This is a genomic window from Kitasatospora sp. NPDC030952, from assembly GCF_055571335.1.
On the sequence record NZ_JBVIFM010000001.1, the window covers coordinates 1,002,915 to 1,023,521 of the forward strand.

16 protein-coding genes are annotated in these 20,607 nt (G+C 72.7%); 14 read left to right on the plus strand and 2 right to left on the minus strand.

Annotation, left to right across the window (positions count from 1 at the left end):
• The first annotated feature begins 39 nt into the window (after positions 1–39).
• The 4 genes from ACZ47G_RS04660 to ACZ47G_RS04675 all read left to right on the plus strand — a co-directional run bounded on the left by ACZ47G_RS04660 (position 40) and on the right by ACZ47G_RS04675 (position 4,101).
• Complete coding sequence (locus ACZ47G_RS04660; protein WP_465739962.1) at positions 40–189, plus strand: hypothetical protein; 150 nt, start codon at positions 40–42, stop codon at positions 187–189.
• A gap of 7 nt (positions 190–196) precedes the next feature.
• Complete coding sequence (locus ACZ47G_RS04665) at positions 197–1,285, plus strand: protein-L-isoaspartate O-methyltransferase family protein (protein ID WP_465739963.1); 1,089 nt, start codon at positions 197–199, stop codon at positions 1,283–1,285.
• Between the two features lie 266 nt (positions 1,286–1,551).
• The gene (locus tag ACZ47G_RS04670) at positions 1,552–2,073 is read left to right on the plus strand and encodes a hypothetical protein (RefSeq protein WP_465739965.1); all 522 of its coding nucleotides are present in this window, start codon (positions 1,552–1,554) and stop codon (positions 2,071–2,073) included.
• 318 nt (positions 2,074–2,391) lie between these two features.
• Positions 2,392–4,101 carry a proline--tRNA ligase gene (locus tag ACZ47G_RS04675; RefSeq protein ID WP_465739966.1) on the plus strand — a complete coding sequence of 570 codons (1,710 nt, stop codon included), beginning with the start codon at positions 2,392–2,394 and terminating at the stop codon, positions 4,099–4,101.
• Positions 4,102–4,255: 154 nt separating this feature from the next.
• On the opposite strand, the gene ACZ47G_RS04680 is transcribed toward ACZ47G_RS04675, so the two are convergent.
• Positions 4,256–5,098 (minus strand): alpha/beta fold hydrolase, encoded by an 843-nt coding sequence (locus tag ACZ47G_RS04680; protein ID WP_465739967.1) that lies wholly within the window; start codon positions 5,096–5,098, stop codon positions 4,256–4,258.
• Positions 5,099–5,345: 247 nt separating this feature from the next.
• On the opposite strand from ACZ47G_RS04680, the gene ACZ47G_RS04685 reads away from it, so the two are divergent.
• On the plus strand, positions 5,346–6,092 hold the full coding sequence (locus ACZ47G_RS04685) for a GbsR/MarR family transcriptional regulator (RefSeq protein ID WP_465739968.1): 747 nt from the start codon (positions 5,346–5,348) through the stop codon (positions 6,090–6,092).
• Positions 6,093–6,190: 98 nt separating this feature from the next.
• Here ACZ47G_RS04685 and ACZ47G_RS04690 read toward each other — a convergent pair whose 3' ends face one another.
• A complete protein-coding gene (locus tag ACZ47G_RS04690; RefSeq protein ID WP_465739969.1) occupies positions 6,191–7,273 on the minus strand; it encodes an LUD domain-containing protein in 1,083 nt (360 codons plus the stop codon).
• 140 nt (positions 7,274–7,413) lie between these two features.
• On the opposite strand from ACZ47G_RS04690, the gene sigJ reads away from it, so the two are divergent.
• From sigJ to cydD, 9 genes are all read left to right on the plus strand, one after another.
• Positions 7,414–8,307 (plus strand): RNA polymerase sigma factor SigJ, encoded by an 894-nt coding sequence (gene sigJ, locus ACZ47G_RS04695; protein ID WP_465739970.1) that lies wholly within the window; start codon positions 7,414–7,416, stop codon positions 8,305–8,307.
• A gap of 107 nt (positions 8,308–8,414) precedes the next feature.
• Positions 8,415–8,888 (plus strand): carboxymuconolactone decarboxylase family protein, encoded by a 474-nt coding sequence (locus ACZ47G_RS04700; protein ID WP_380452537.1) that lies wholly within the window; start codon positions 8,415–8,417, stop codon positions 8,886–8,888.
• Positions 8,889–9,222: 334 nt separating this feature from the next.
• Positions 9,223–10,011 (plus strand): response regulator transcription factor, encoded by a 789-nt coding sequence (locus ACZ47G_RS04705; protein WP_465739971.1) that lies wholly within the window; start codon positions 9,223–9,225, stop codon positions 10,009–10,011.
• A gap of 17 nt (positions 10,012–10,028) precedes the next feature.
• Positions 10,029–11,540 carry a HAMP domain-containing sensor histidine kinase gene (locus ACZ47G_RS04710; RefSeq protein WP_465739972.1) on the plus strand — a complete coding sequence of 504 codons (1,512 nt, stop codon included), beginning with the start codon at positions 10,029–10,031 and terminating at the stop codon, positions 11,538–11,540.
• A gap of 519 nt (positions 11,541–12,059) precedes the next feature.
• Entirely contained in the window at positions 12,060–12,641 is a 582-nt protein-coding gene (locus tag ACZ47G_RS04715) for a Uma2 family endonuclease (RefSeq protein WP_465739973.1), read from the plus strand.
• The gene (locus ACZ47G_RS04720; RefSeq protein ID WP_465739974.1) at positions 12,634–14,004 is read left to right on the plus strand and encodes an oxygenase MpaB family protein; all 1,371 of its coding nucleotides are present in this window, start codon (positions 12,634–12,636) and stop codon (positions 14,002–14,004) included. Before ACZ47G_RS04715 ends, ACZ47G_RS04720 begins: the two co-directional genes overlap by 8 nt.
• Before the next feature lie 400 nt (positions 14,005–14,404).
• On the plus strand, positions 14,405–15,949 hold the full coding sequence (locus ACZ47G_RS04725; protein WP_465739976.1) for a cytochrome ubiquinol oxidase subunit I: 1,545 nt from the start codon (positions 14,405–14,407) through the stop codon (positions 15,947–15,949).
• Positions 15,950–15,993: 44 nt separating this feature from the next.
• Positions 15,994–17,076 carry a cytochrome d ubiquinol oxidase subunit II gene (gene cydB / locus ACZ47G_RS04730; protein WP_465739977.1) on the plus strand — a complete coding sequence of 361 codons (1,083 nt, stop codon included), beginning with the start codon at positions 15,994–15,996 and terminating at the stop codon, positions 17,074–17,076.
• Positions 17,077–17,080: 4 nt separating this feature from the next.
• The gene (cydD, locus tag ACZ47G_RS04735; protein ID WP_465739978.1) at positions 17,081–20,581 is read left to right on the plus strand and encodes a thiol reductant ABC exporter subunit CydD; all 3,501 of its coding nucleotides are present in this window, start codon (positions 17,081–17,083) and stop codon (positions 20,579–20,581) included.
• Positions 20,582–20,607: the final 26 nt, after the last annotated feature.

Consider the following 20,607-nt stretch of genomic DNA (forward strand, 5'->3'; position numbering starts at 1 on the left):
TCCTTGCTGATGTATGCGGCAATGGAAAGGGGAATGCGCATGGGAAAGCACGGCGGAGCATCGGGCGGGGACGGCCCCGGCAAGGCTGGCGGGGGCAGCGGCGGTGGGCACTCCGGGAAGCCGGACACCGCGCCGCACGACGGCCAGCGGGACGCGCCGCCCAAGAACCTGCCCAAGCCCGGGAAGTAGGGGAACCATGACGTGGTACGAACTGGCCGACGCGCTGCGGGAATCCGGGGCGCTGTCGGCCGACTGGGAGAAGACGTTCCGCACCACCCCGCGCGAGCTGTTCACCCCGGATCGGATCCTGGACGAGGGCGAGTGGCTCGATCGCGCCGAACAGCCCCATCGCTGGGCGGAGTTGGTCGCCTCCGACTCGGCCCTGGTGACGCAGGTCTACGAGGGGACCGACACCCCGTCGTCGTCCAGCTCCATGCCCACCGTGGTCGCGCAGATGCTCCGGCACCTGGACGTGGCCGAGGGCATGCGGGTCCTGGAACTGGGCACCGGCACCGGCTGGACGGCGGGGTTGCTGTCCAGCCGACTCGGCGGGGAGAACGTGACCACCATCGAGCTGGACCCGGACCTGGCGAGTCGGGCACGGCACCGGCTGCACGCGGCGGGCCTGCGGCCCACCGTCCTGGTCGGCGACGGCGCCCTCGGCCATCCCGAGGGCGCCCCGTTCGACCGGGTGCACTTCACCGCGGCCGTCCAGCGGCTGCCGTCGGCGATCCTGGAACAGACCGCCCCCGGTGGGGTCATCCTGGTGCCGTACGGCACGGCGTTCTGCAACGGCGCGTTGCTGCGGCTCACCGTGGCCGAGGACGGGCGGTCGGCGAGCGGACCGTTCGTCGAGGACGTGTCGTTCATGTGGGTGCGCGACCAGCGGCCCGACAGCGGCGAGTTCGACATCGAGGACGTCCGGCACGGACCCTCCGGCATCGACCCGGCCGACGTGGCCGAGCAGACCCACGCAGCCTTCGCCATCGGCCTGCGGATCCCGAACCTGTTCCGGCGGAGCGTCTGGGCGGGCTACGACCGGTTCGGCACCGGCCGGGCCGAGATCTGGGACGGGGAGTCGTACGCCCACTGCCGCTTCGCCGACTGGGACGGCCGGCACGCCGTGTCCCAGTCGGGCCCGCGCAACCTGTGGGACGAGGTGACGGCGGCGCACGACTGGTGGGTCCGCAGCGGCAAGCCCGAACTGACCCGGCTCGGCATGACCGTGACCGCGACCGGCGACCACCACCCGTGGCTGGACGACCCCGCCAACCTCCTGCCCTGACCAGTCCCGGCCCCCTGCGCAGGAAGTCGGCCCGGCCGACTTCCTGTGCGGACGCCGTCCTCCGGTGGCCCCTTGCGGCGGGCAAGGGGCCACCGGTATCCAGGGGTGGATCTTCGTTCGCTCCGTAGATAGGCCGTTCCGTGGCTCGCACGTCCCCGCCGCGTCCGCTCGATGTCGAGGCGCTGTTTCCCGAGGTGGCCGCCTGGCGGAAGCCGGCCACCCGGCTGCATCCGCGGCGAGGTGAGCCGGGGCCGCGGGACAGTTCGATGGGTGGACCGGTGCTGTGGCCTCGCTCGGAGCCGTGGCCGCACTGTGGGGACGGCCACCCCCGGACGTCGTACGCGCCGCGGAAGGGGGACGCGGGGCCGTTTCCGAGCTGGGACCTGCCGGAGGACGTCTACGAGGCGCTCCAGCCGAGGTTCGAGGAGGTGGAGGAGGAGACCGGCTGGTCGTACGAGGCCCACCTCTCGGTGTCCGACGGGATCAAGGTCTGTGGCTACCCGACCTGGACGCAGGACCCGAACTGGCCCGACTGCCCGTCCTGCGACCGCACCATGCGGCACCTCCTGACCGTCAACAGCGCCGAGTTCGACGGCGCGAGCCGGCGCACCTGGCTGGCGGTCGAGGACACCCCGGCGGAGGGCGAGATCTGGGACCTCCCGTACGAGGAGCGGACCTTGGTCCAGCGCCCGCACGGGCTGATGCTCGGGGACATGGGCGGCGTCTACCTATTCGAGTGCCCCGACTGCCCGGACCGGCCGTTCGCCCACCGCTCCGACTGCTCGTGAGGTCGCTCGTGAGGTCGCTCGTGAGGTCGCTCGTGAGGTTGAAGGGCCGGCTCCCCGTGTGAGGGGAGGGGGTCGGGCCGTCGGGAGGCACGGGAAGTCGGCCCGGCCGACTTTCCGTTCCGCAGCCACCCGGGGCACGACGACTACCGGCTCATCGGCCCATCCTGCCCCGGGCCCGGCGGGGGGTAAAACGGGGCGATCCGGCGCCGACCCCGCCGCTAAACTGCGGTCCCCCGTTGCGAGGACCGTTGCGAAGACCGTCGCGAGACCGGCCCGCGCGACGCTCCGCAGCTTCGCCGAGAGGACGGTGTCCGGCCCATGCGTTGGTCCCAGCTGTACGTACCCACCCTCCGGGAGGACCCGGCCGACGCGGAGGCGGTGAGCCACCGGCTGCTGGTGCGCGGAGGGTTCATCCGGCAACTGATGGCCGGGCACTACTCGTTGCTGCCGCTGGCGGTGCGGGTGCGCGCCAGGATCATCGCCGTCATCCGCGAGGAGATGGCCGCGATCGGCTCCCAGGAGTTCCTGCTGCCCGCCATGCACCCGGCGGAGATCTGGCAGCGCAGCGGCCGCTGGGAGTCCATCGGCGAGGAGATGTTCCGGCTCAAGGACCGCAAGGGCGCGGACCTGGCGCTCGGGGTGACGCACGAGGAGGTCTTCACCGTGCTGTCGCAGGAGTTGCGCTCGTACCGGGACCTGCCGCAGATGTGGTACCAGTTCCAGACCAAGTTCCGGGACGAGGCCCGCCCCAAGAGCGGGCTGCTGCGGGTGCGCGAGTTCACCATGAAGGACTCGTACAGCTTCGACGTGGACGAGGCCGGGCTGGACCGCTCCTTCCGGCTGCACCGGGCCGCGTACGAGCGGATCTTCGCCCGGCTGGGACTGCCCGCCATCGCCGTCCAGGCCTCCAGCGGGACGATGGGCGGCAGCGAGTCGGTGGAGTTCATGGCCGCCTCGGCGGCCGGCGAGGACCTGGTGGTCCGCTGCCCCGGCTGCGACTACGCGGCGAACAGCGAGAAGGCGACGTCCGCGCTGCCCGCCGTGGCGGACGGCCCGGGCCTGGCCGCCCCCGAGCGGTTCGACACCCCGGAGGCGCGCACCATCGAGGAGTTGGCGCGGCTGCACGGGGTGCCGGCCGAGCGGCAGGTCAAGACGCTGGTGTACGTGGTGGACGGGCAGCTGACCCTGGTCCTGGTCCGCGGCGACCACAGCCTGGTCGAGCAGAAGCTGATCGACACCCTCGCCGCGACCGCCGTCCGCCCGGCCACCCCCGAGGAGATCCGGGCGGCGCTCGGCGCCTCCCCCGGCAGCCTGGGCGCGGTCGGTGCCCCCGCCGACCTGCCGGTGCTCGCCGACGAGGCGCTGCGCGGCCGCACCGACCTGACCACCGGCGCCAACACGGACGGGGTGCACCTACGCGGGGTGTCCGTCGAACGGGACGTCGCCGTGCGGCGCTGGGCCGACCTGCGGGAGGTCGGCGCGGGGGAGCCCTGCCCGCGCTGCGGGGCGCCGCTGGAGGTGGCGGTCACCATCGAGGTGGGCCACATCTTCAAGCTGGGCCGCAAGTACACCGAGACCCTCGGCGTCGCCGTGTCCGGGCAGGACGGCGAGCGGGTCGTCCCGGTCATGGGCAGCTACGGGATCGGCGTGGAGCGGGCGTTGGCCGCCGTCGTGGAGACCCACCACGACGACAAGGGCATCGTCTGGCCCGTCGCGGTGGCCCCCTTCGAGGTGGCCGTGGTCGTCCTCGGGACGAAGGACGAGCGCGTGGCCGGGGCCGCCGAGACGCTCTACCGGCAGCTGCGGGCCGAGCGCCTCGACGTGCTGTTGGACGACCGGGACGAGCGGCCCGGCGTGAAGTTCCGCGACGTCGAGCTGATCGGCATCCCGTACCGGGTGACGGTCGGCGCCCGCGGGCTGGCCGACGGCCTGGTGGAGCTCACCACCCGGGCCACCGGCGAGACCCGGTCCGTCCCGCTGGCGGAGGCGGTCGAGCACCTGCGCAAGCTGCTGACCGCGGAGGCGTAGCCGTACGGCTCGGCAGGCCCTGTGCTGTGGGGTCGTTCGTGCGACAACGGGGGAGCAGAGGGAAGACGGGGGAGCAGAGGGAGAACGGGGGAGCAGAGGGAAGACGGGGGACCAGCGGGCATGGGACCCCGCCCGCGGAGCCGCCCGCGCCGGCTCAGGCGGCCTGCGGGGCGGGAGCGTCGGCGAGTTCGCGGATGGTGGTGGCGATGGCCCGGTGGTCCTTGCGGAGGATCTTGGAGTGGTTGCTGGGGACCTTGGCGGCGATGCGGATGTTCGGGCTGTCGGCGGCGAAGTCGGTGATGGCGGCGCGCAGGCCTTCGATGGTCTTCTCGTCGGCGCCCAGGTTGGCGCCGCTGGCCAGGACGTAGCGGGTGGGGACGGTGACCTGGTCGAGGACGGGGAGGAGGAGGGCGGGGGCGGACAGGTCGATGAGTTCGAGGTTGATCTCGGCGTGCTGCACGGCGCTCATCCGGGCGGCCAGGCCCAGGCGGCGGCAGATGGGGAACAGCGGGCTGAGGCGGCGGAAGAGTCCGCGGATCTTCGTCCGGGCGGCGTCGTCGAGCGGCTCGACGGGCATGGCGCCGTCGACGGAGACCGCGCCCAGGACGCGCTCGGGGTGGCGGGCGGCGAAGTGCACGGCGACCACCGCGCCGTAGGACCAGCCGACCAGGATCGCCCGCTGCACGCCGCGGGCGTCCAGGACGGCGTCGAGGTCGCGCATGCAGGCCTCGAAGGAGTAGTCGGAGGCGAGGGCGGACTTGCCGCGGGCGCGCTCGTCGTAGCTGATGTGGCGGTAGCCGGGGCCGAGGTCGGCGATCACGCGCCGCCAGTGCGACTGGTCGGCGTAGCTGCCGTTGAGGTAGACGACCGCGGTGCCGGTGCCGCCGGTGTCGGTGACGGCCAGGGCGGTGTCGTCGACGTGCACCATGCCGGACCACGCGGGGACGTTGACGGCGGTGGCGGCCGGGGCGGTGGCGGTGGCGGCGGGCTTCTGCATGATTGCTTCTCCTTCTCCGGCGGCGGCCCCTGTCGGCCGCTGCTTTCTTATGACGGAAAAGCTACGTTGCATTCATTGATCGGGCAACAGCTTCATTGTGCGAAAATGGCATCAGTGCAGGCAGTGGCCGTGAAATCATTGCAACGATCCTGCAGGGAATGCAACGACCCAGTCCTCTGGCGTTGCAATGGATTGGAGGTGAACGCTATCCTGTGCGGAGCGACCACGGATCCCGAAGGAGGCCGCGATGCCGGGCGGACGACTCACTCAGCAGGAACGCCAGCAGATCGCGCTGGGACTGGCCGACGGCCTCGCGTACGCCGAGATCGCCAGGCGCCTCGACCGGCCGACCTCGACCGTCACCCGCGAGGTGATGCGCAACGGCGGCCCCGCCACCTACCGCGCCGACCTCGCCCACCGCGCCACCGGGAACCGGGCCCAGCGCCGGCGACAGCCCGCGCCCCAGGGGCCGAACACCACCCCGCAGCCGTACGGCCGCGACGCCGAGGCGGTGCGCGAGTACGAGGACGTGTTCACCACCGTCATCATGAGCTCGGGCATGCCCAAGATGGCGTCCCGGACGCTGGCCTGCCTCTATATCACCGACGCGGGCAGCCTCACAGCCGCCGAACTCGTCGAGCGCCTCCAGGTCAGCCCGGCGACCATCTCCAAGGCGATCGCGTTCCTGGAGAGCCAGGGCATGGTGACCCGGGAACGCGACGAACGCCGCCGCGAGCGCTACTTCGTGGACGACGACATCTGGTACCGGGCGATGATGGTCAGCGCCCAGTCCACCGCCCAGCTCGTCGACACCACCCGCCAGGGCGTCGGCGTCCTCGGCGCGGGCACCCCGGCGGGCAACCGGCTGGAGAACATCGCCCGCTTCCTGGACTTCGTCTCCGAGTCGATCGCCCGCGCCGCCGAACAGGGCCGCGAGGTGCTCCACACCAGGCCGGAGGAGCCGGAAGCGGACGAGACCGAGGGCACCGACTGACGCGCGACGACGATGCACGAGAAGTCGGCCGGTCCGACTTCCCGTGCACTCGTCGCTCAGCACCCGACGTTCAGCACCCGACGTTCAGTACCCGTCGCTCAGCACCCGACGGCCTCCCGCAGCAATAGCACGACGCTCCGGGAGAAGCGGGTCGGTGCGTTGAGCACCAGCAGCTGGTTGACGGCGCTGGGCTGGCCGTAGGCGGCCCGGGAGCGGGTGTCCTCCAGCGGGAGCACGTACTCCTCCAGCCGGCGCAGCGCGGTGGGCAGGTCGGGGACCACCTTCTGGGCGCCGACCACCCAGATCGCCGTACCGGCGCCGCCGGCGTTGCCCGGCAGTTGGCTGCCGCTGGCCGAGGCGATCACCAGGGAGCCGGTCTCGGTGACGGCGGCGACGCTGCCCACGGCGACGTCGGGGGCGGCGAGCAGGCGCCGGATGCCGTCGGCCTCGGTGGTCCGGTCCATCGCCATCACCCGGGACTTGACGGAGTGATGGGCGGTGTCGTCGTTGAGGTCGTCGTTGAGGTCCTCGTCGATGCCGGACAGCCGGAGGGTCTCGCTGGCCGCGGTGAACACCGAGGCGCCGGCCGGGACGAGCTCCCGGACCCGGGCCCGCGCGTCGGCGGCGGTGTCGAGGAGTTCGACGGTGAAGCCGCGCGCCGCCAGCGCGGCGGCCGACCGTTCCAGGCGCTCCGCGTCCGCCGGGGCGCCGAACCCGGCGTCGGCCGGGGCCGCGCTCCCGGCGCTGCGCGGGGCCGAGCCGCCCAGCGGGCTGGTGTCGACGTACCGCACCTCGTAGACCCGCTCGGCGAACCGCCAGCCGTCCGCCGTGCGCTGGTAACGGTCTTGGTAGATCGCGTAGTTGAGCCCCTCGCGGCCGTCCAGCAGCCGGACCAGCTCGTGCATGTGGGCGCGTCCGGTCGCGGTGTCGCCGTCGATCCGGATCGAGCCGGGGTGGGTGTTCTGCACGAAGAAGTCCCAGCGGTCCTGGAGCGTCTGGCGCCCGGCGCGGATCTGCTCCGGGCCGACCAGTTCGATCGGGACGTCGGGCATCCGCAGCACACCGTCCGGGGTGAACAGTTCGGCGAGGCGGGCGCCGTCGCGCATCACCACCGCGTCGGTGAACTCGCTCTGCAGGGCCTGGATCCCGACCAGGTCGGCGGTCGTCTGGAAGTCGTTCACGGGGGGGTTCCTCCGTACCGTTCGGTGCCGTCTGCCGGGTACGACCGCGCGGCCCGCCGGAATGTGAGGCGGGGGGCGGATGTCACATTCCGGCCCGCTGTCCGGTCGTAAGGGGTGGAGGCGACCCCGGGAGGCGGACGATGGACGACGACGACCTGAGCGTGATCATGAGTGAGCGACGCCAACTGACCAATGTGGCCTACCGGATGCTCGGCTCACTGGCCGACGCCGAGGACGTCGTGCAGGAGACCTACACCCGCTGGTACGCGATGCCCCCGGAGCAGCGGGACGCCGTGGCCTCGCCCGGCGGCTGGCTGACCACGGTCGCCAGCCGGATCTGCCTCAACCAGCTCGGCTCCGCCCGGGCCCGGCGGGAGCGCTACGTGGGCGAGTGGCTCCCCGAGCCGCTGCCCGAGCACCGGGACGGGGCCGAGGGCGCGGCGGCGGACCCGGCGGACCGGATCACCCTCGACGAGTCGGTCAACATGGCCTTCCTCGTCGTCCTGGAGTCCATGACGCCGGCCGAGCGCGTGGCGTTCATCCTCCACGACGTCTTCCAGTACCCGTTCGCCGAGGTGGCCGCGGTCGTCGGCCGTTCGGCGGCGGCCTGCCGCCAGCTGGCCTCCTCGGCCCGCCGCCGGATCCGTACGGCCCAGGCCCCGGCGACGCCGACCGGTGTGCAGGCCGGGATCGTCCGGGAGTTCAAGCGGGCCTGGGAGGCGAAGGACGTCAGGTCGCTGATGGACCTCCTCGACCCCGGCGCCACCGTGATCGCCGACGGCGGCGGCCTGGCCGGCGCCCTGCTGGAGCCGCTCACGGGCGGCGAGTGGATCGCCCGCGCCTACGCCGGCTCCACCCGGCTCACGGCCGGCCGGACGCTGCGGGAGTGCACCGTCAGCGGCCTGCCCGGACTGGTCGTCGAGCAGGACGGCGTCACCGACACGGTGATCGCCTTCCGGATCGCCGAGGGCCTGATCACCCACATCTGGGTGGTGCGCAACCCGGAGAAGCTGCGCCCGTGGAACGGCGGGTGACGCAGGTCACGGCCGGGGCTGTCACAGGCGGCCCGGCTGCCCTGTCCCAGAGGGCAGTGCGGCGGACCGAAGCCGAGAACGAACCAGAGACAATGAAGGAGCACCCGATGGAAGCCCGACTGAACGCCTTCGCCAGCCCCGTCATGGGCAAGGTCTTCAAGCACCTCATCGCCGCGCATCAGCCGATCGCGGACTCGACGCTGCCCTACGCCACCCAGGAGCTGGTGCGGCTGCGGGCCAGCCAGATCAACGGCTGCGGCTTCTGCGTCGACATGCACTTCAAGGACGCCGTGCACGCCGGGGAGGAGGCGACCCGGCTGAACCTGGTGGCCGCCTGGCGCGAGGCCACCGTCTTCACCGACGCCGAGCGGGCCGCCCTGGAGCTGGCCGAGCAGGGCAGCCGGCTGGCCGACGGGGACGGGGTGACGGACGAGGCCTGGGCGAACGCGGCCAAGTACTACGACGAGGAGCAACTCGCCGCACTGGTCTGCGTGATCGCGCTGATCAATGCGTTCAACCGTGGCAACGTCATGATCCGCCAGCCCGCCGGCGACTACCGGCCGGGCCAGTTCGCCCACTGAATCGACGGGCGGCTGAGGGCGCGGCTGAGGACGCGGCCGGGCATGCGGCGGACGAGGCGGCTGACGAGGCGGCCGGGGAGCGTGGCCCCCCGGCCGCCTCGTCGTTCCCGTACAGTCGGCCCGCACACCCGTACGTACACCGCTACGCACACCCGCACGCCCGGGCGCACACACGTCCGCACACCGGTGCGCACACCACCGAGCCCCACCCCTCGGGGCTTGTCGGCAAAAAACCGACCGTTAAGGTGTTAATCCAACATTCATCCATGCCGCGTAGCCTCCGGGGGCTAGCCTCATGCTGAACGTCATCGTCCGACCGGGAGGCGAAACCCCCGTGCAAGGCACTGTCACCACACCGGGCGGCCCCGCCGTGGCCGGGGGCCAGGGCGAGGCGTTCCTCCTCGTCGTCGACGACGAGCCGAACATCCGCGAACTGCTCGCCGCCTCACTGCGGTTCTCCGGTTTCCGGGTGGCCTCCGCCGCCAGCGGCACCGAGGCGCTGGAGCTGATCGCCGTCGAGCGGCCCGACCTCGTGGTCCTCGACGTGATGCTGCCCGACCTCGACGGCTTCACCGTCGTCGAGAAGCTGCGCGAGCGCACCAGCCGGGGCCAGATCGCCGGCCCCGCGCACGGACACCCCGGCGACCACCTGCCGGTGCTGTTCCTCACCGCCAAGGACGGCGTCGGCGACAAGGTCCAGGGCCTGGCCGCGGGCGCGGACGACTACGTCACCAAGCCGTTCAGCCTGGAGGAGCTGATCGCCCGGATCCGGGCGATCCTGCGCCGGGCCGGCGGGCCCGCCGAGGACGGCCGCCTGGTGGTGGCCGACCTCAGCCTGGACCCGATCGCCCACGAGGTCACCCGGGCCGGGACCCCCGTCGCGCTCTCCCCGACCGAGTTCAAGCTGCTCCACTACCTGATGGCGAACGTCGGTCGGGTGGTCTCCAAGGCGCAGATCCTCGACCACGTCTGGGCCTACGACTTCGGCGGCGACCTCTCCATCGTCGAGTCCTACATCTCCTACCTGCGCCGCAAGCTCGACTCCGGCCCCGCGCACGGCCCCAAGCTGATCCACACCGTGCGCGGCATCGGCTACGCGCTGCGCCGCCCTCCGCAGGGCTGACCGGACCGGCCCGGCCCGTGTTCACCCGCTTCACCTCCCGGCTGTCGCTGCGCGCCCGGCTCCTGGTCCTGGCGCTCGTGCTGGTGACCACCGGGCTCGCGGTCAGCGACACCTTCGTGCTGGGCGCCGTACGGGCCCAGCTGGTCGAGCAGCTGGACGAGCAACTCCAGCGCTACGGCGTGCCGTTGTCGCGCAAGGCGCCGATGCAGGTGAACCCGCCCGGCACCGGCAAGCCGGTCGTGGCCGGGCGCCGGATCAGCCTGCCCAGCCAGTACCTGGTGCAGTGGCTGTCCGCGGACGGCAAGGTCCAGACGTCGCTGCGCCAGCCCGTCTCGGACAGCGACCCGGCACCCCAACTGGGCGGCCTGGACCCGACCCAGACCGCCCCCGACACCCCCTTCGACCTGCCCGACCAGCGCGGCCACCACAGCTGGCGGGTGCTGGTGCTGCCGATCCAGGCCCCGCGCACGCCGACCCCCGGACTCGGCGCGTTCACCTCGCCCGTCACCAACCCGACCTACGTCATGGTCGCCGTCTCCCGCGAGGACGTCGACACCACCACCGGCCGGCTCGGCACCTCCTTCCTGGCGATCGGCGGCGGCGTCCTGCTGCTGATCGCCGCGCTCGGCTTCTTCGCCGTCCGGGCCGGACTGCGGCCGCTGCGGCGGATCGAGGAGGGCGCCGCCCGGATCGCCGCCGGCGAACTGTCGCACCGGATGCCGGAACTCTCCCCCGGCACCGAGGTCGGACGGCTGTCCGTCGCGCTGAACGGCATGCTCACCCAGATCGAGGCGGCCTTCGCCGCCCGTGCCGAATCCGAGGCCCGGATGCGGCGCTTCGTCGCCGACGCCTCCCACGAACTGCGCACCCCGCTGGCCGGCATCCGCGGCTTCGCCGAGCTGTACCGGATGGGCGCGCTGCCCACCGAGGGCGACGTCAAGCGGACCATGACCCGGATCGAGAGCGAAGCCGTCCGGATGGGCACCCTGGTCGAGGACCTCCTGGTGCTCGCCCGGCTCGACGAGGAACGCCCGCTCGACCTCGCCCCGATGGACCTACGCACCCTCGCCGCCGACGCCCTGCACGACCTCACCGCGCTCGACCCGAGCCGCCCGGTCGCCCTCACCGGCCCCGCCGGCACCGGCGCCCCCGGCGCCGCACCCGTCCTCGGCGACGAGGCGCGGCTGCGGCAGGTGGTCACCAACCTGGTCGGCAACGCCGTCAAGCACACCCCGCCCGGCACCCCGGTCCGGATAGGCGTCGGCGCCGGGCCCGGCGGCATCTGCCTGCTGGAGGTCGCCGACGCCGGTCCGGGCCTCACCGGGGAACAGGCCCAGCGGGTCTTCGACCGCTTCTACCGGGTCGACGCCTCCCGCAGCCGCGACAACGGCGGCGGCGGCGGACTCGGCCTCGCCATCGCCACCGCCCTCACCCGCGCCCACGGTGGCACCCTCACCCTGGACACCGCCCCCGGCGCCGGCGCCACCTTCCGGGTCGAACTGCCCACGAACGGCGACCGGGTTTCCTGAGTCCTTGTCGACCCGTCAATTCCGCTGCGGACCAAGCAATTCCGAAGGCTCGTTCACTGCCGGAAGTCGGTATGGAGGGTCAAGAATCCGTGTGCCTCTGATCGGCGCTGTCGGAGCGTCAGGAGAGGCCCGCACAAAGGTCTTCGCCTTCCTTTTCGACCCGAAAGGGCCCTCGCCGATGCCAAGGTGGCGACGGAGAAGCCGGCCGACAAGCCCGCCGACAAGCCCGCCGAGACGCCCGCCCCACCTCCTGACCCACCCGGTTCGCGCCCGCTCGGGAGGAGGCCGCGAACCCGCCGCACCCCGAACCGCAGGGCAGGCCCCTCCCGGCCCGCCCTGCGGTTCTCGCGTTTCCGGGCCCCAAACTCCCCGTTCGGGTGAATTCGCGCCTGTGCACCCACTCAGCCCCTCGGTCGTGTGCGACCGTGCTGCCGTCGCTTGTGCGAGCTCGCACGGGCTCATCACACTGGACGGGAAAGAAGGTGTCTCGTGAGCGCGCTAGTTGCTGAGGTGGCCGTCGTGAACCTGGACCAGGTGCTGTGGCAAGCGTGGAAGTCCATGGATGTGCCCGAGGGCTTCCGCGCGGAGATCATCGAGGGGACGATCACTTTGTCACCCACTGGCGGAGCTCGTCATTTCACTGTCAACAGGCGGCTGAGTAGGGCTCTCTACGACTTTCTGCGCGGCACTGGCTATGGGCCGGCGCAGGACGGCAACGTGATCGCTGATCTGAAGGTGTTCATCCCGGATGTCTTCGTGGCGTCCGACGACATCGATGAGATCGAGCATCCGGAGGGCTTGGGGGTGCTGGCTTCGGGTGTGCCGATGGTTGTCGAGACCGTCTCGCCGGGCGCCGAGGCGCGCAAGCGCGACCACGTCCTCAAGCGTCGCGCATACGCCCGCGCCGGCATTCCGGTCTACGTGATCATCGACGATGACGACGAGGGCGGTACCGTGACCGTCCTGACCAGCCCTGACCCCGGCCGCCGGGAGTACGCATCATCGGTCCGCGTTCCGTACGGCAAGGAGGCCGTCATCCCCGAGGGTCCCGCCAAGGGCTTCGTGATCGGCCCCGAGATCACCGGGGAGCCCCGTGGCTGACCGGGCCGCCGTCTCCTTCAAACGCGACCTCTCCGAGCGGCGGCTCGCCCTGGTGGCCTGGCGGCTGCTGATCATCCAGGCGGCGGATCCGGCGGTGGGGGCCGGGATGCACGAGCACTCGACGTACCGGGCGCATCCGTGGCGGCGGATCGAGCACACCATCGGCAGCGGGCGGCGGCTGTTCTACCAGGACGCGGACGCGCTGCGCCGTGAGGTGGCGCGGCTGAACCGGTCGCACAAGCGGATCCGCGGCACGATGCCGGACGGGCAGCCGTACGACGCGCGGGACGCGGCGACCAGGGTGTGGGTGCTGCTGACGCTGTTCGAGTGCGTGGTCGCCATGCGGCGGCTCGGCGGGGACGCCTACGACGCCGTGCAACTGGAGGCGGCGTACCGGGAGTTCAGGGAGGCGATCGCCGCCTTCGAGCTGCCGGAGGAGGAACTCCCCGCGACCGCGGCCGACTTGCCGGCCTACTTCGCCCGGTACGCCCGGGAGAAGCTGGAGTTCAACGACGCGGCCCGCTACCTGCTGGACGACATCCTGCGCGAGGCGCCCCGGCCCCGCCGGTTGTGGTTCCTCGGGGACGCCGGCTGGCGGATCACCCGGACGGTGGTCGCCAAGGCGATCCGCGAGCTGACGGTGGCGGACCTGCCGCCGGTGGTGCGGGAGCGGCTCGGGCTGGTCCGCACCCGTCGGGGCGCGCTGCTGTCCGTGGTGCTGCACCGCGGTGCGGGGGCAGTGGTCCCGCGCCTGCCGGAGCGGATGCGCTACCGCTCCCCGGAGGAGGGGCGGACCCCGCCGCGCCGGCTGCGGCCGCAGCGCCGGGACGCCCGCGGCTCCCGGGTGGACCGGTTCTTCCGGGAGGTGCTGGACCAGACCGGGGACGGTGTCATCACCGTGCACGACCTGCGGGCGATGGCGCACAACGTGTGCTGGCAGCTGGAGTTGGACGAGGCCGCCGAGGCGCGGGTGTACGAGGCCTTCGACGGCTGGTGGGAGCAGTTGCGCGCGGCGATGGACGCCGACGGGAACGGCGAGGTGAGCCGGGAGGAGTTCGTGGCGGCGACACTGGCGGGCTGTGACCGGGACGAGGCGTACCTGGAGCGGGGGTTGCTGCCCGCGCTGCGGGCGGTGTTCGCCGCGGCGGACGCCGACGGCAGTGGCTTCCTGGAGTTCGACGAGTACCGCGCGGTGTTCGGCGGCCCCCGGGTGCACCCCGCCGAACTGTCGCACGGGTTCCGCCAGTTGGACGCGGACGGGGACGGGCGGATCACGGTGGAGGAGTTCGTCGGTGGCTTCACCGAGTTCTTCACCGCCCGGGCCGACTCCACCTCGGGCGCCCAGCTCCTCGGCCGCCCGTAGCCGAGGGCCCAGCTCCTCGGTCGCCCGTAGCGAGGGCCACGCCGGGCGCCCCGGTAGCACGCCCCGGTAGCACGCCCCGCTCGCCGTCGCGAGCGGGGCGTGCTGCTGTCAAGCGCCGGTTCGGCCAACTGCGACGGGCCGTGCGCCCGCGCGTTCGTTGCCCCGGCACCGGCCGGTCCGCAGACTGTGCGGACCGCCCGCGCTCGTCGTGACGCACCGCACACAGGCGTCAACCCACCCCACCTGCGGTTCCCCCGTAAGGATGGTGGATACTGTGCTTGTGAACGTGTTCACGTTCACAAGCGGACAAGCTCGCGCGGTAGTGCGGCGGTCTACGGCTGAAGATGAAGTTTGTCCGGAACACGCCCTGAGAAAAGGGCCGGTTGGAAGAGAGGGCGACGTGGAACTGGCAATCGCTCACGAGACGATCGCGCGATGGCAATTCGGAGTCACCACCGTCTACCACTTCCTCTTCGTACCGCTCACCATCAGCCTGGCCGCCATCGTGGCCGGGCTGGAGACCGCCTGGGTGCGTACGAACAAGGAGAAGTACTTCCACGCGACCAAGTTCTGGGGAAAGCTCTTCCTCATCAACATCGCGATGGGCGTCGTCACCGGAATCGTGCAGGAATTCCAGTTCGGCATGAACTGGTCCGACTACTCCCGCTTCGTCGGTGACGTCTTCGGCGCCCCGCTCGCGATGGAGGCGCTGATCGCCTTCTTCTTCGAGTCGACCTTCATCGGCCTGTGGATCTTCGGCTGGGACAAGCTGCCGAAGAAGATCCACTGCGCCTGCATGTGGATGGTCTCGCTGGGCACCGTGCTCTCCGCCTACTTCATCCTGGCCGCCAACTCCTGGATGCAGCACCCGGTCGGCTACTCGATCGACCCGGCCACCGGCAAGGCGCAGCTCACCGACATCGCCAAGGTGCTGTTCCAGAACACCACCCTCACCGTGGTCTTCCACACCCTGACCGCGGCCTTCCTCACCGGCGCCGCCTTCATGGTCGGCATCGCCTCCTTCCACCTCTGGAAGGCCAAGCGCAAGCCGGAGACCGCCGACCCCAAGAAGACCGCCGTGATGCGCACCTCGCTGCGGCTCGGCCTGGTGATCGCGGTGATCTTCGGCGCCGGCACCGCGCTCAGCGGCGACACCCTCGGCAAGGTCATGTTCGAGCAGCAGCCGATGAAGATGGCCGCCGCCGAGGCACTGTGGGACACCCAGGCCCCCGCGCCGTTCTCGATCTTCGCGGTCGGCGACGTCAGCAAGGGCCACAACTCGGTCGAGCTGGAGGTCCCCGGAATACTCTCCTTCCTCGCCCACAGCGACTTCAGCTCCTCCGTCCCCGGCATCAACGACACCGCGGCCGCCGAGGCCGCCGCCCACGGCGGCAACCCCAAGGACTACATCCCGAGCGTCTTCGTGACCTACTGGGGCTTCCGGTTCATGATCGGCTTCGGGATGACCTCCTTCGTGGCCGCCCTGATCGGCCTCTGGACCACCCGCCGAAAGTTCCTGCTGCACCCCGAGTTCCGCACCGGCGACACCGAGGTGCCCCGGCTGATGCTCACCCCGAAGCGGGAGATGGGCCCGCTGCTCACCAAGTGGAGTTGGCGGATCGGCATCCTCACCATGGGCTTCCCGCTGATCGCCAACAGCTTCGGCTGGATCTTCACCGAGATGGGCCGCCAGCCCTGGGCCGTCTTCGGCCTGATGACCACCGCCAGCGCCGTCTCCCCGAACGTGGGCATCGGCACCCAGATCGGCGCCCTGGCCACCTTCACCACGCTGTACGCGATCCTCGCCGTCGTCGAGGTCCGGCTGCTGGTCAAGTACGCCAAGGCCGGCCCGGTGGTGACCGAGCAGCCTCCGGCCAAGGACCCCTCGCTGCGCGGCCCGTCCGCGGACGAGGACGCCGACAAGCCGCTCGCCTTCGCGTACTGACCAGTACTGACCAGTACTGACCCACGGAAAGGAGACCAAGGGTCATGCAACTCCACGACGTCTGGTTCGTGCTGATCGCGGTCCTGTGGATCGGCTACTTCTTCCTGGAGGGCTTCGACTTCGGGATCGGCATCCTCACCAAGCCGCTCGCCCGGAACACCGCCGAGCGCCGGGTGCTGATCAACACCATCGGCCCGGTCTGGGACGGCAACGAGGTCTGGCTGCTCACCGCCGGCGGCGCCACCTTCGCCGCCTTCCCGGACTGGTACGCGACCCTCTTCAGCGGCTTCTACATCCCGCTGCTGGTCATCCTGGTCTGCCTGATCGTCCGCGGCGTGGCCTTCGAGTACCGGGCCAAGCGGGACGGCGCCCGCTGGCAGCGCAACTGGGAGGAGGCCATCTTCTGGACCTCCCTGCTGCCGGCCTTCCTGTGGGGCGTGGCCTTCGCCAACATCGTCCGCGGCGTGGACATCGACGCCCACAAGAACTACGTCGGCGGCCTCGCCGACCTGCTCAACCCGTACGCGCTGCTCGGCGGCCTGGTGACGCTCACCCTGTTCACCTTCCACGGCGCGGTGTTCGCGGCGCTCAAGACCGTCGGCGAGATCCGCGAAAGGGCCCGCCGGGCCGCCCTCCAGGCCGGTCTGGCCACCGCCGTCCTGGCCCTCGTCTTCCTGGTCTGGACCCAGGCGGACAGCGGCAACGGCCGCAGCCTGGCCGCCCTGGTGATCGCCGTGCTGGCCCTGGTCGGCGCCCTGGTGGTCAACCAACTCGGCCGCGAGGGATGGGCGTTCGTCCTCTCCGGGGCGACCATCGTGGCCGCGGTCGCGATGCTCTTCCTGGCGCTCTTCCCGAACGTCATGCCGTCCACGCTCAACCCGGACTGGAGCCTGACCGTCACCAACGCGGCCTCCTCGCCGTACACGCTCAAGCTGATGACCGTCGTGGCCGCGGTGTTCACCCCGCTGGTGCTGCTCTACCAGGGCTGGACGTACTGGGTGTTCCGCAAGCGGATCGGGGTGCAGCACATCCCCGAGCCCGCCGCCGGCCACCGGCCCGCCGCCCCCGCCGCGCCCGCCGCCCCCGCCGCGCCCGCCGCCCCCGCCGCGCCCGTCGACCGGGCCTGACGCCGTGAAGCCGGTCGACCCCCGACTCCTCGGACACGCCCGCACCACCCGGGCCTTCCTCGCCGGATCCGTCCTGCTCGGCGGGGCGGGCGCGGCCCTGGTCGTCGCCCAGGCGAGCCTGATCGCCGAGATCGTGGTCCGCGCCTTCCAACGCGGCGCCGGACTCGGCGAACTGGCCACCCCGCTGGTGCTGCTCGCCCTGACCGCCGTCGGACGCGGGCTGGTCGGCTGGCTCACCGAACTCACCGCGCACCGGTCCGTCGCCCGGGTGAAGTCCACCCTGCGGCGCCGGCTGCTCGACCACGCCACCGCGCTCGGCCCGTCCTACCTGGCGGGCCGGCGCACCGGCGAACTCACCACCCTCGCCACCCGTGGCATCGACGCCCTCGACGACTACTTCGCCCGCTACCTGCCGCAACTCGCCCTCGCCGTGGTCGTCCCGGTGATCGTGCTGCTGCGGATCGTCGGCGCCGACTTCACCTCCGCCGCGATCATCGCCGGGACGCTGCCGCTCATCCCGCTGTTCATGGTGCTGATCGGGATGGCCACCCAGGCCCGGATGGACCGGCAGTGGAACACCCTCTCCCGGCTCTCCCACCACTTCCTGGACGTCGTCGCCGGCCTGCCCACCCTCAAGGTGTTCAACCGGGCCCGCACCCAGGCCGCCACCATCGCCCGGATCACCGCCGACTACCGCAAGGCCACCCTGCGCACCCTGCGGATCGCCTTCATCTCCTCCTTCGCGCTGGAGCTGCTCTCCACCCTGTCCGTCGCCCTGGTCGCGGTCACCGTCGGCTTCCGGCTGGTCGACGGCACCCTCGACCTGGAGACCGGGCTGCTGATCCTGATCCTGGCCCCCGAGGTGTACTTCCCGATCCGCCAGGTCGGCGCGCTCTACCACTCCAGCGTCGAGGGCCTCACCGCCGCCGACGAGATCTTCCAGGTGCTGGAGACCCCGCTGCCCGCCGCCGGGACGCTCCCGGCCCCCGACCTCACCGGCGCCGTGATCACCGCCGAGGGCCTGACCGTACGCCACCCCGGCCGCTCCCGGCCCGCCCTGGACGGCGCCGCGCTCACCCTGCGCCCCGGCTCCAGCACCGCCCTCACCGGCCCGAGCGGGGCCGGCAAGTCCACCCTGCTGTCCGTCCTGCTCGGCCTCACCGCCCCCGAGGCGGGCAGCGTGCGGATCACCGCCGCCGACGGGCGCACCCACGACCTCGCCGAACTCGCACCGGACAGCTGGCGGCGGCAGATCGCCTGGGTGCCCCAGCACCCCCACCTGTTCGCCGGGACGATCCGCGACAACCTGCGGCTCCAGCGGCCGGACGCCACCGACGACCGGCTGTGGACGGCGCTCCGGGCCGCCCACGCGCTCGACTTCGTCACCGACCTGGACGCCGAACTCGGCGAGGACGGCGCCGGGCTCTCCGCCGGCCAGCGCCAGCGGCTCGCCCTGGCCCGGGTGCTGCTCGCCGACGACCGGCCGCTGGTGCTGCTGGACGAGCCCACCGCCAACCTGGACGGAGACTCCGAGGCGGCCGTGGTGGACGCCGTCCGCACCCTCGCCGAGGACCCGGCGCGCACCGTGCTGGTGGTCGCCCACCGGCCGGCGCTGCTGGCGGTCGCGGAGCAACGGGTCAGGCTGGCGGGGGCCTCCGCCGGGGCCGGCACGCCGGGCCCGGTCGCGGCGCTCGCCCACAGCGGCCGCCCCACCGCCGCCCCCGCCGTGCCCGAGGAGCCGGAGGCCGAGCCCGCCGCCCCCCGGCTGGCCCTGTCCGTGCTGCTCGGCGCGCTCGCCCTCGGCAGTGCCGTCGCCCTGATGGCCACCTCCGGCTACCTCATCTCCCGGGCCTCCCAGATGCCCCCGGTGCTCTACCTGATGATGGCCGTCACCTCCGTCCGGGCCTTCGGCATCGGCCGCAGCGTCTTCCGCTACGCCGAGCGGCTGGTCTCCCACGACGCGGTGCTGCGCACCCTCGGCACCCTGCGGGCCGCCGTGTACCGCCGGCTGACCGTGCTCGCCCCGGCCGGGCTGCCCGCCTTCCGGCGCGGCGACCTGCTCTCCCGGCTGGTCGCCGACGTCGACGCGATCCAGGACCACCACCTGCGCTGGCGGCTGCCCGCCGCCGTCGCCGCCGTGGTCTCCGTCGGCTCGGCCGTCGCGATGGCCGCCTTCCTGCCCGCCGCCGGGCTGGTGCTCGGCCTCGGACTGCTGCTCGCCGGGGTGCTGGTGCCCGCGCTCGCCGCCCGCTGGTCGGCCGGCGCCGAGCGGCGCCAGGCCCCCGCCCGGGGACGCCTCGCCACCTCCGTGGTGGACGCCCTCAGCGGCACCGCCGAGCTCACCGTGGCCGGCGCGCTGCCCGGCCGGCTGGCCGCCGTCCGCAGCGCCGACGCCGCGCTCACCGGCCTGGCCGCCCGCTCGGCCGCCACCACCGCGCTCGGCACCGGGCTGATCGCGCTGCTCACCGGGCTGACCGTGGCCGGCGCGGCCGCCGTCGGCATCCAGGGGGTGCGCGACGGCGCGCTCGCCCCGGTCTGCCTGGCCGTCGTGGTGCTGACCCCACTGGCCGCCTTCGAGGCCGTCACCGGGATGCCGCTCGCCGTCCAGGCCCGCCAGCGCAGCCGCGCCGCCCGGGCCCGGCTGGACGAGGTGCTGACCGCCCCCGCCCCGGTGGCGGAGCCAGCCGAGCCGGCCGAACTGCCCGCGCAGCCGCTGCCCGTCGCGGTGCGCGGGCTGACCGTACGGCACCCCGGGCAGGCCGCGGACGCGCTCGGCGGGGTCGACCTCGACCTCGCGCCCGGCCGCCGGATCGCCGTGGTCGGCCCGTCCGGCTCCGGCAAGACCACCCTCGCCCAGGCGCTGCTGCGCTTCCTGGAGCCCGGCGCGGGGTCCGTCACCTTCGCCGCCGGTCGTCCACAGGCTGTGGACAGCCGGGCGCTGGCGGGCGAGGACGTCCGCCGGGTGATCGGCCTCTGCGCCCAGGACGCCCACGTCTTCGACAGCTCGCTGCGGGAGAACCTGCGCCTCGCCCGCCCCGACGCCGCCGAGGACGACCTGCGCGCCGCCCTCGCCGCCGCCCGCCTGCTGGACTGGACGGACACCCTGCCCGAGGGCCTGGACACCATGGTCGGCGAGCACGGCGCCCGGCTCTCCGGCGGCCAGCGCCAGCGGCTCGCCCTGGCCCGGGCGCTGCTCGCCGACTTCCCGGTGCTGGTCCTGGACGAGCCCGCCGAGCACCTCGACCTGCCCACCGCCGACGCCCTCACCGCCGACCTGCTGGCCGCCACCGCGGGCCGCACCACCGTGCTGATCACCCACCGGCTCGCCGGGCTGGACGACACCACCGTGGACGAGGTGCTGGTGCTGGACGCGGGCCGGGTCGCCGAGCGGGGCCGCTGGTCCGAGCTGGTCGCCGACCCGGGCGGGCGGCTGCACGCGCTGTGGCGCCGGGAGCGGGAGGCGGACGGACTGGCGGACGCCGTCCTGACGCCCGCCGGGCGCTGATGCCGCTGCGGGAGGGGCGCTGCTGG

Excerpts from the sequence above, each read along its gene's own strand:
- ACZ47G_RS04660 (WP_465739962.1), top strand. The coding sequence starts at position 40 with ATGGGAAAGCACGGCGGAGCATCGGGCGGGGACGGCCCCGGCAAGGCT.
- ACZ47G_RS04665 (WP_465739963.1), top strand. The coding sequence starts at position 197 with ATGACGTGGTACGAACTGGCCGACGCGCTGCGGGAATCCGGGGCGCTG.
- ACZ47G_RS04670 (WP_465739965.1), top strand. The coding sequence starts at position 1,552 with ATGGGTGGACCGGTGCTGTGGCCTCGCTCGGAGCCGTGGCCGCACTGT.
- ACZ47G_RS04675 (WP_465739966.1), top strand. The coding sequence starts at position 2,392 with ATGCGTTGGTCCCAGCTGTACGTACCCACCCTCCGGGAGGACCCGGCC.
- ACZ47G_RS04680 (WP_465739967.1), bottom strand. The coding sequence starts at position 5,098 with ATGCAGAAGCCCGCCGCCACCGCCACCGCCCCGGCCGCCACCGCCGTC.
- ACZ47G_RS04685 (WP_465739968.1), top strand. The coding sequence starts at position 5,346 with ATGCCGGGCGGACGACTCACTCAGCAGGAACGCCAGCAGATCGCGCTG.
- sigJ (WP_465739970.1), top strand. The coding sequence starts at position 7,414 with ATGGACGACGACGACCTGAGCGTGATCATGAGTGAGCGACGCCAACTG.
- ACZ47G_RS04700 (WP_380452537.1), top strand. The coding sequence starts at position 8,415 with ATGGAAGCCCGACTGAACGCCTTCGCCAGCCCCGTCATGGGCAAGGTC.
- cydB (WP_465739977.1), top strand. The coding sequence starts at position 15,994 with ATGCAACTCCACGACGTCTGGTTCGTGCTGATCGCGGTCCTGTGGATC.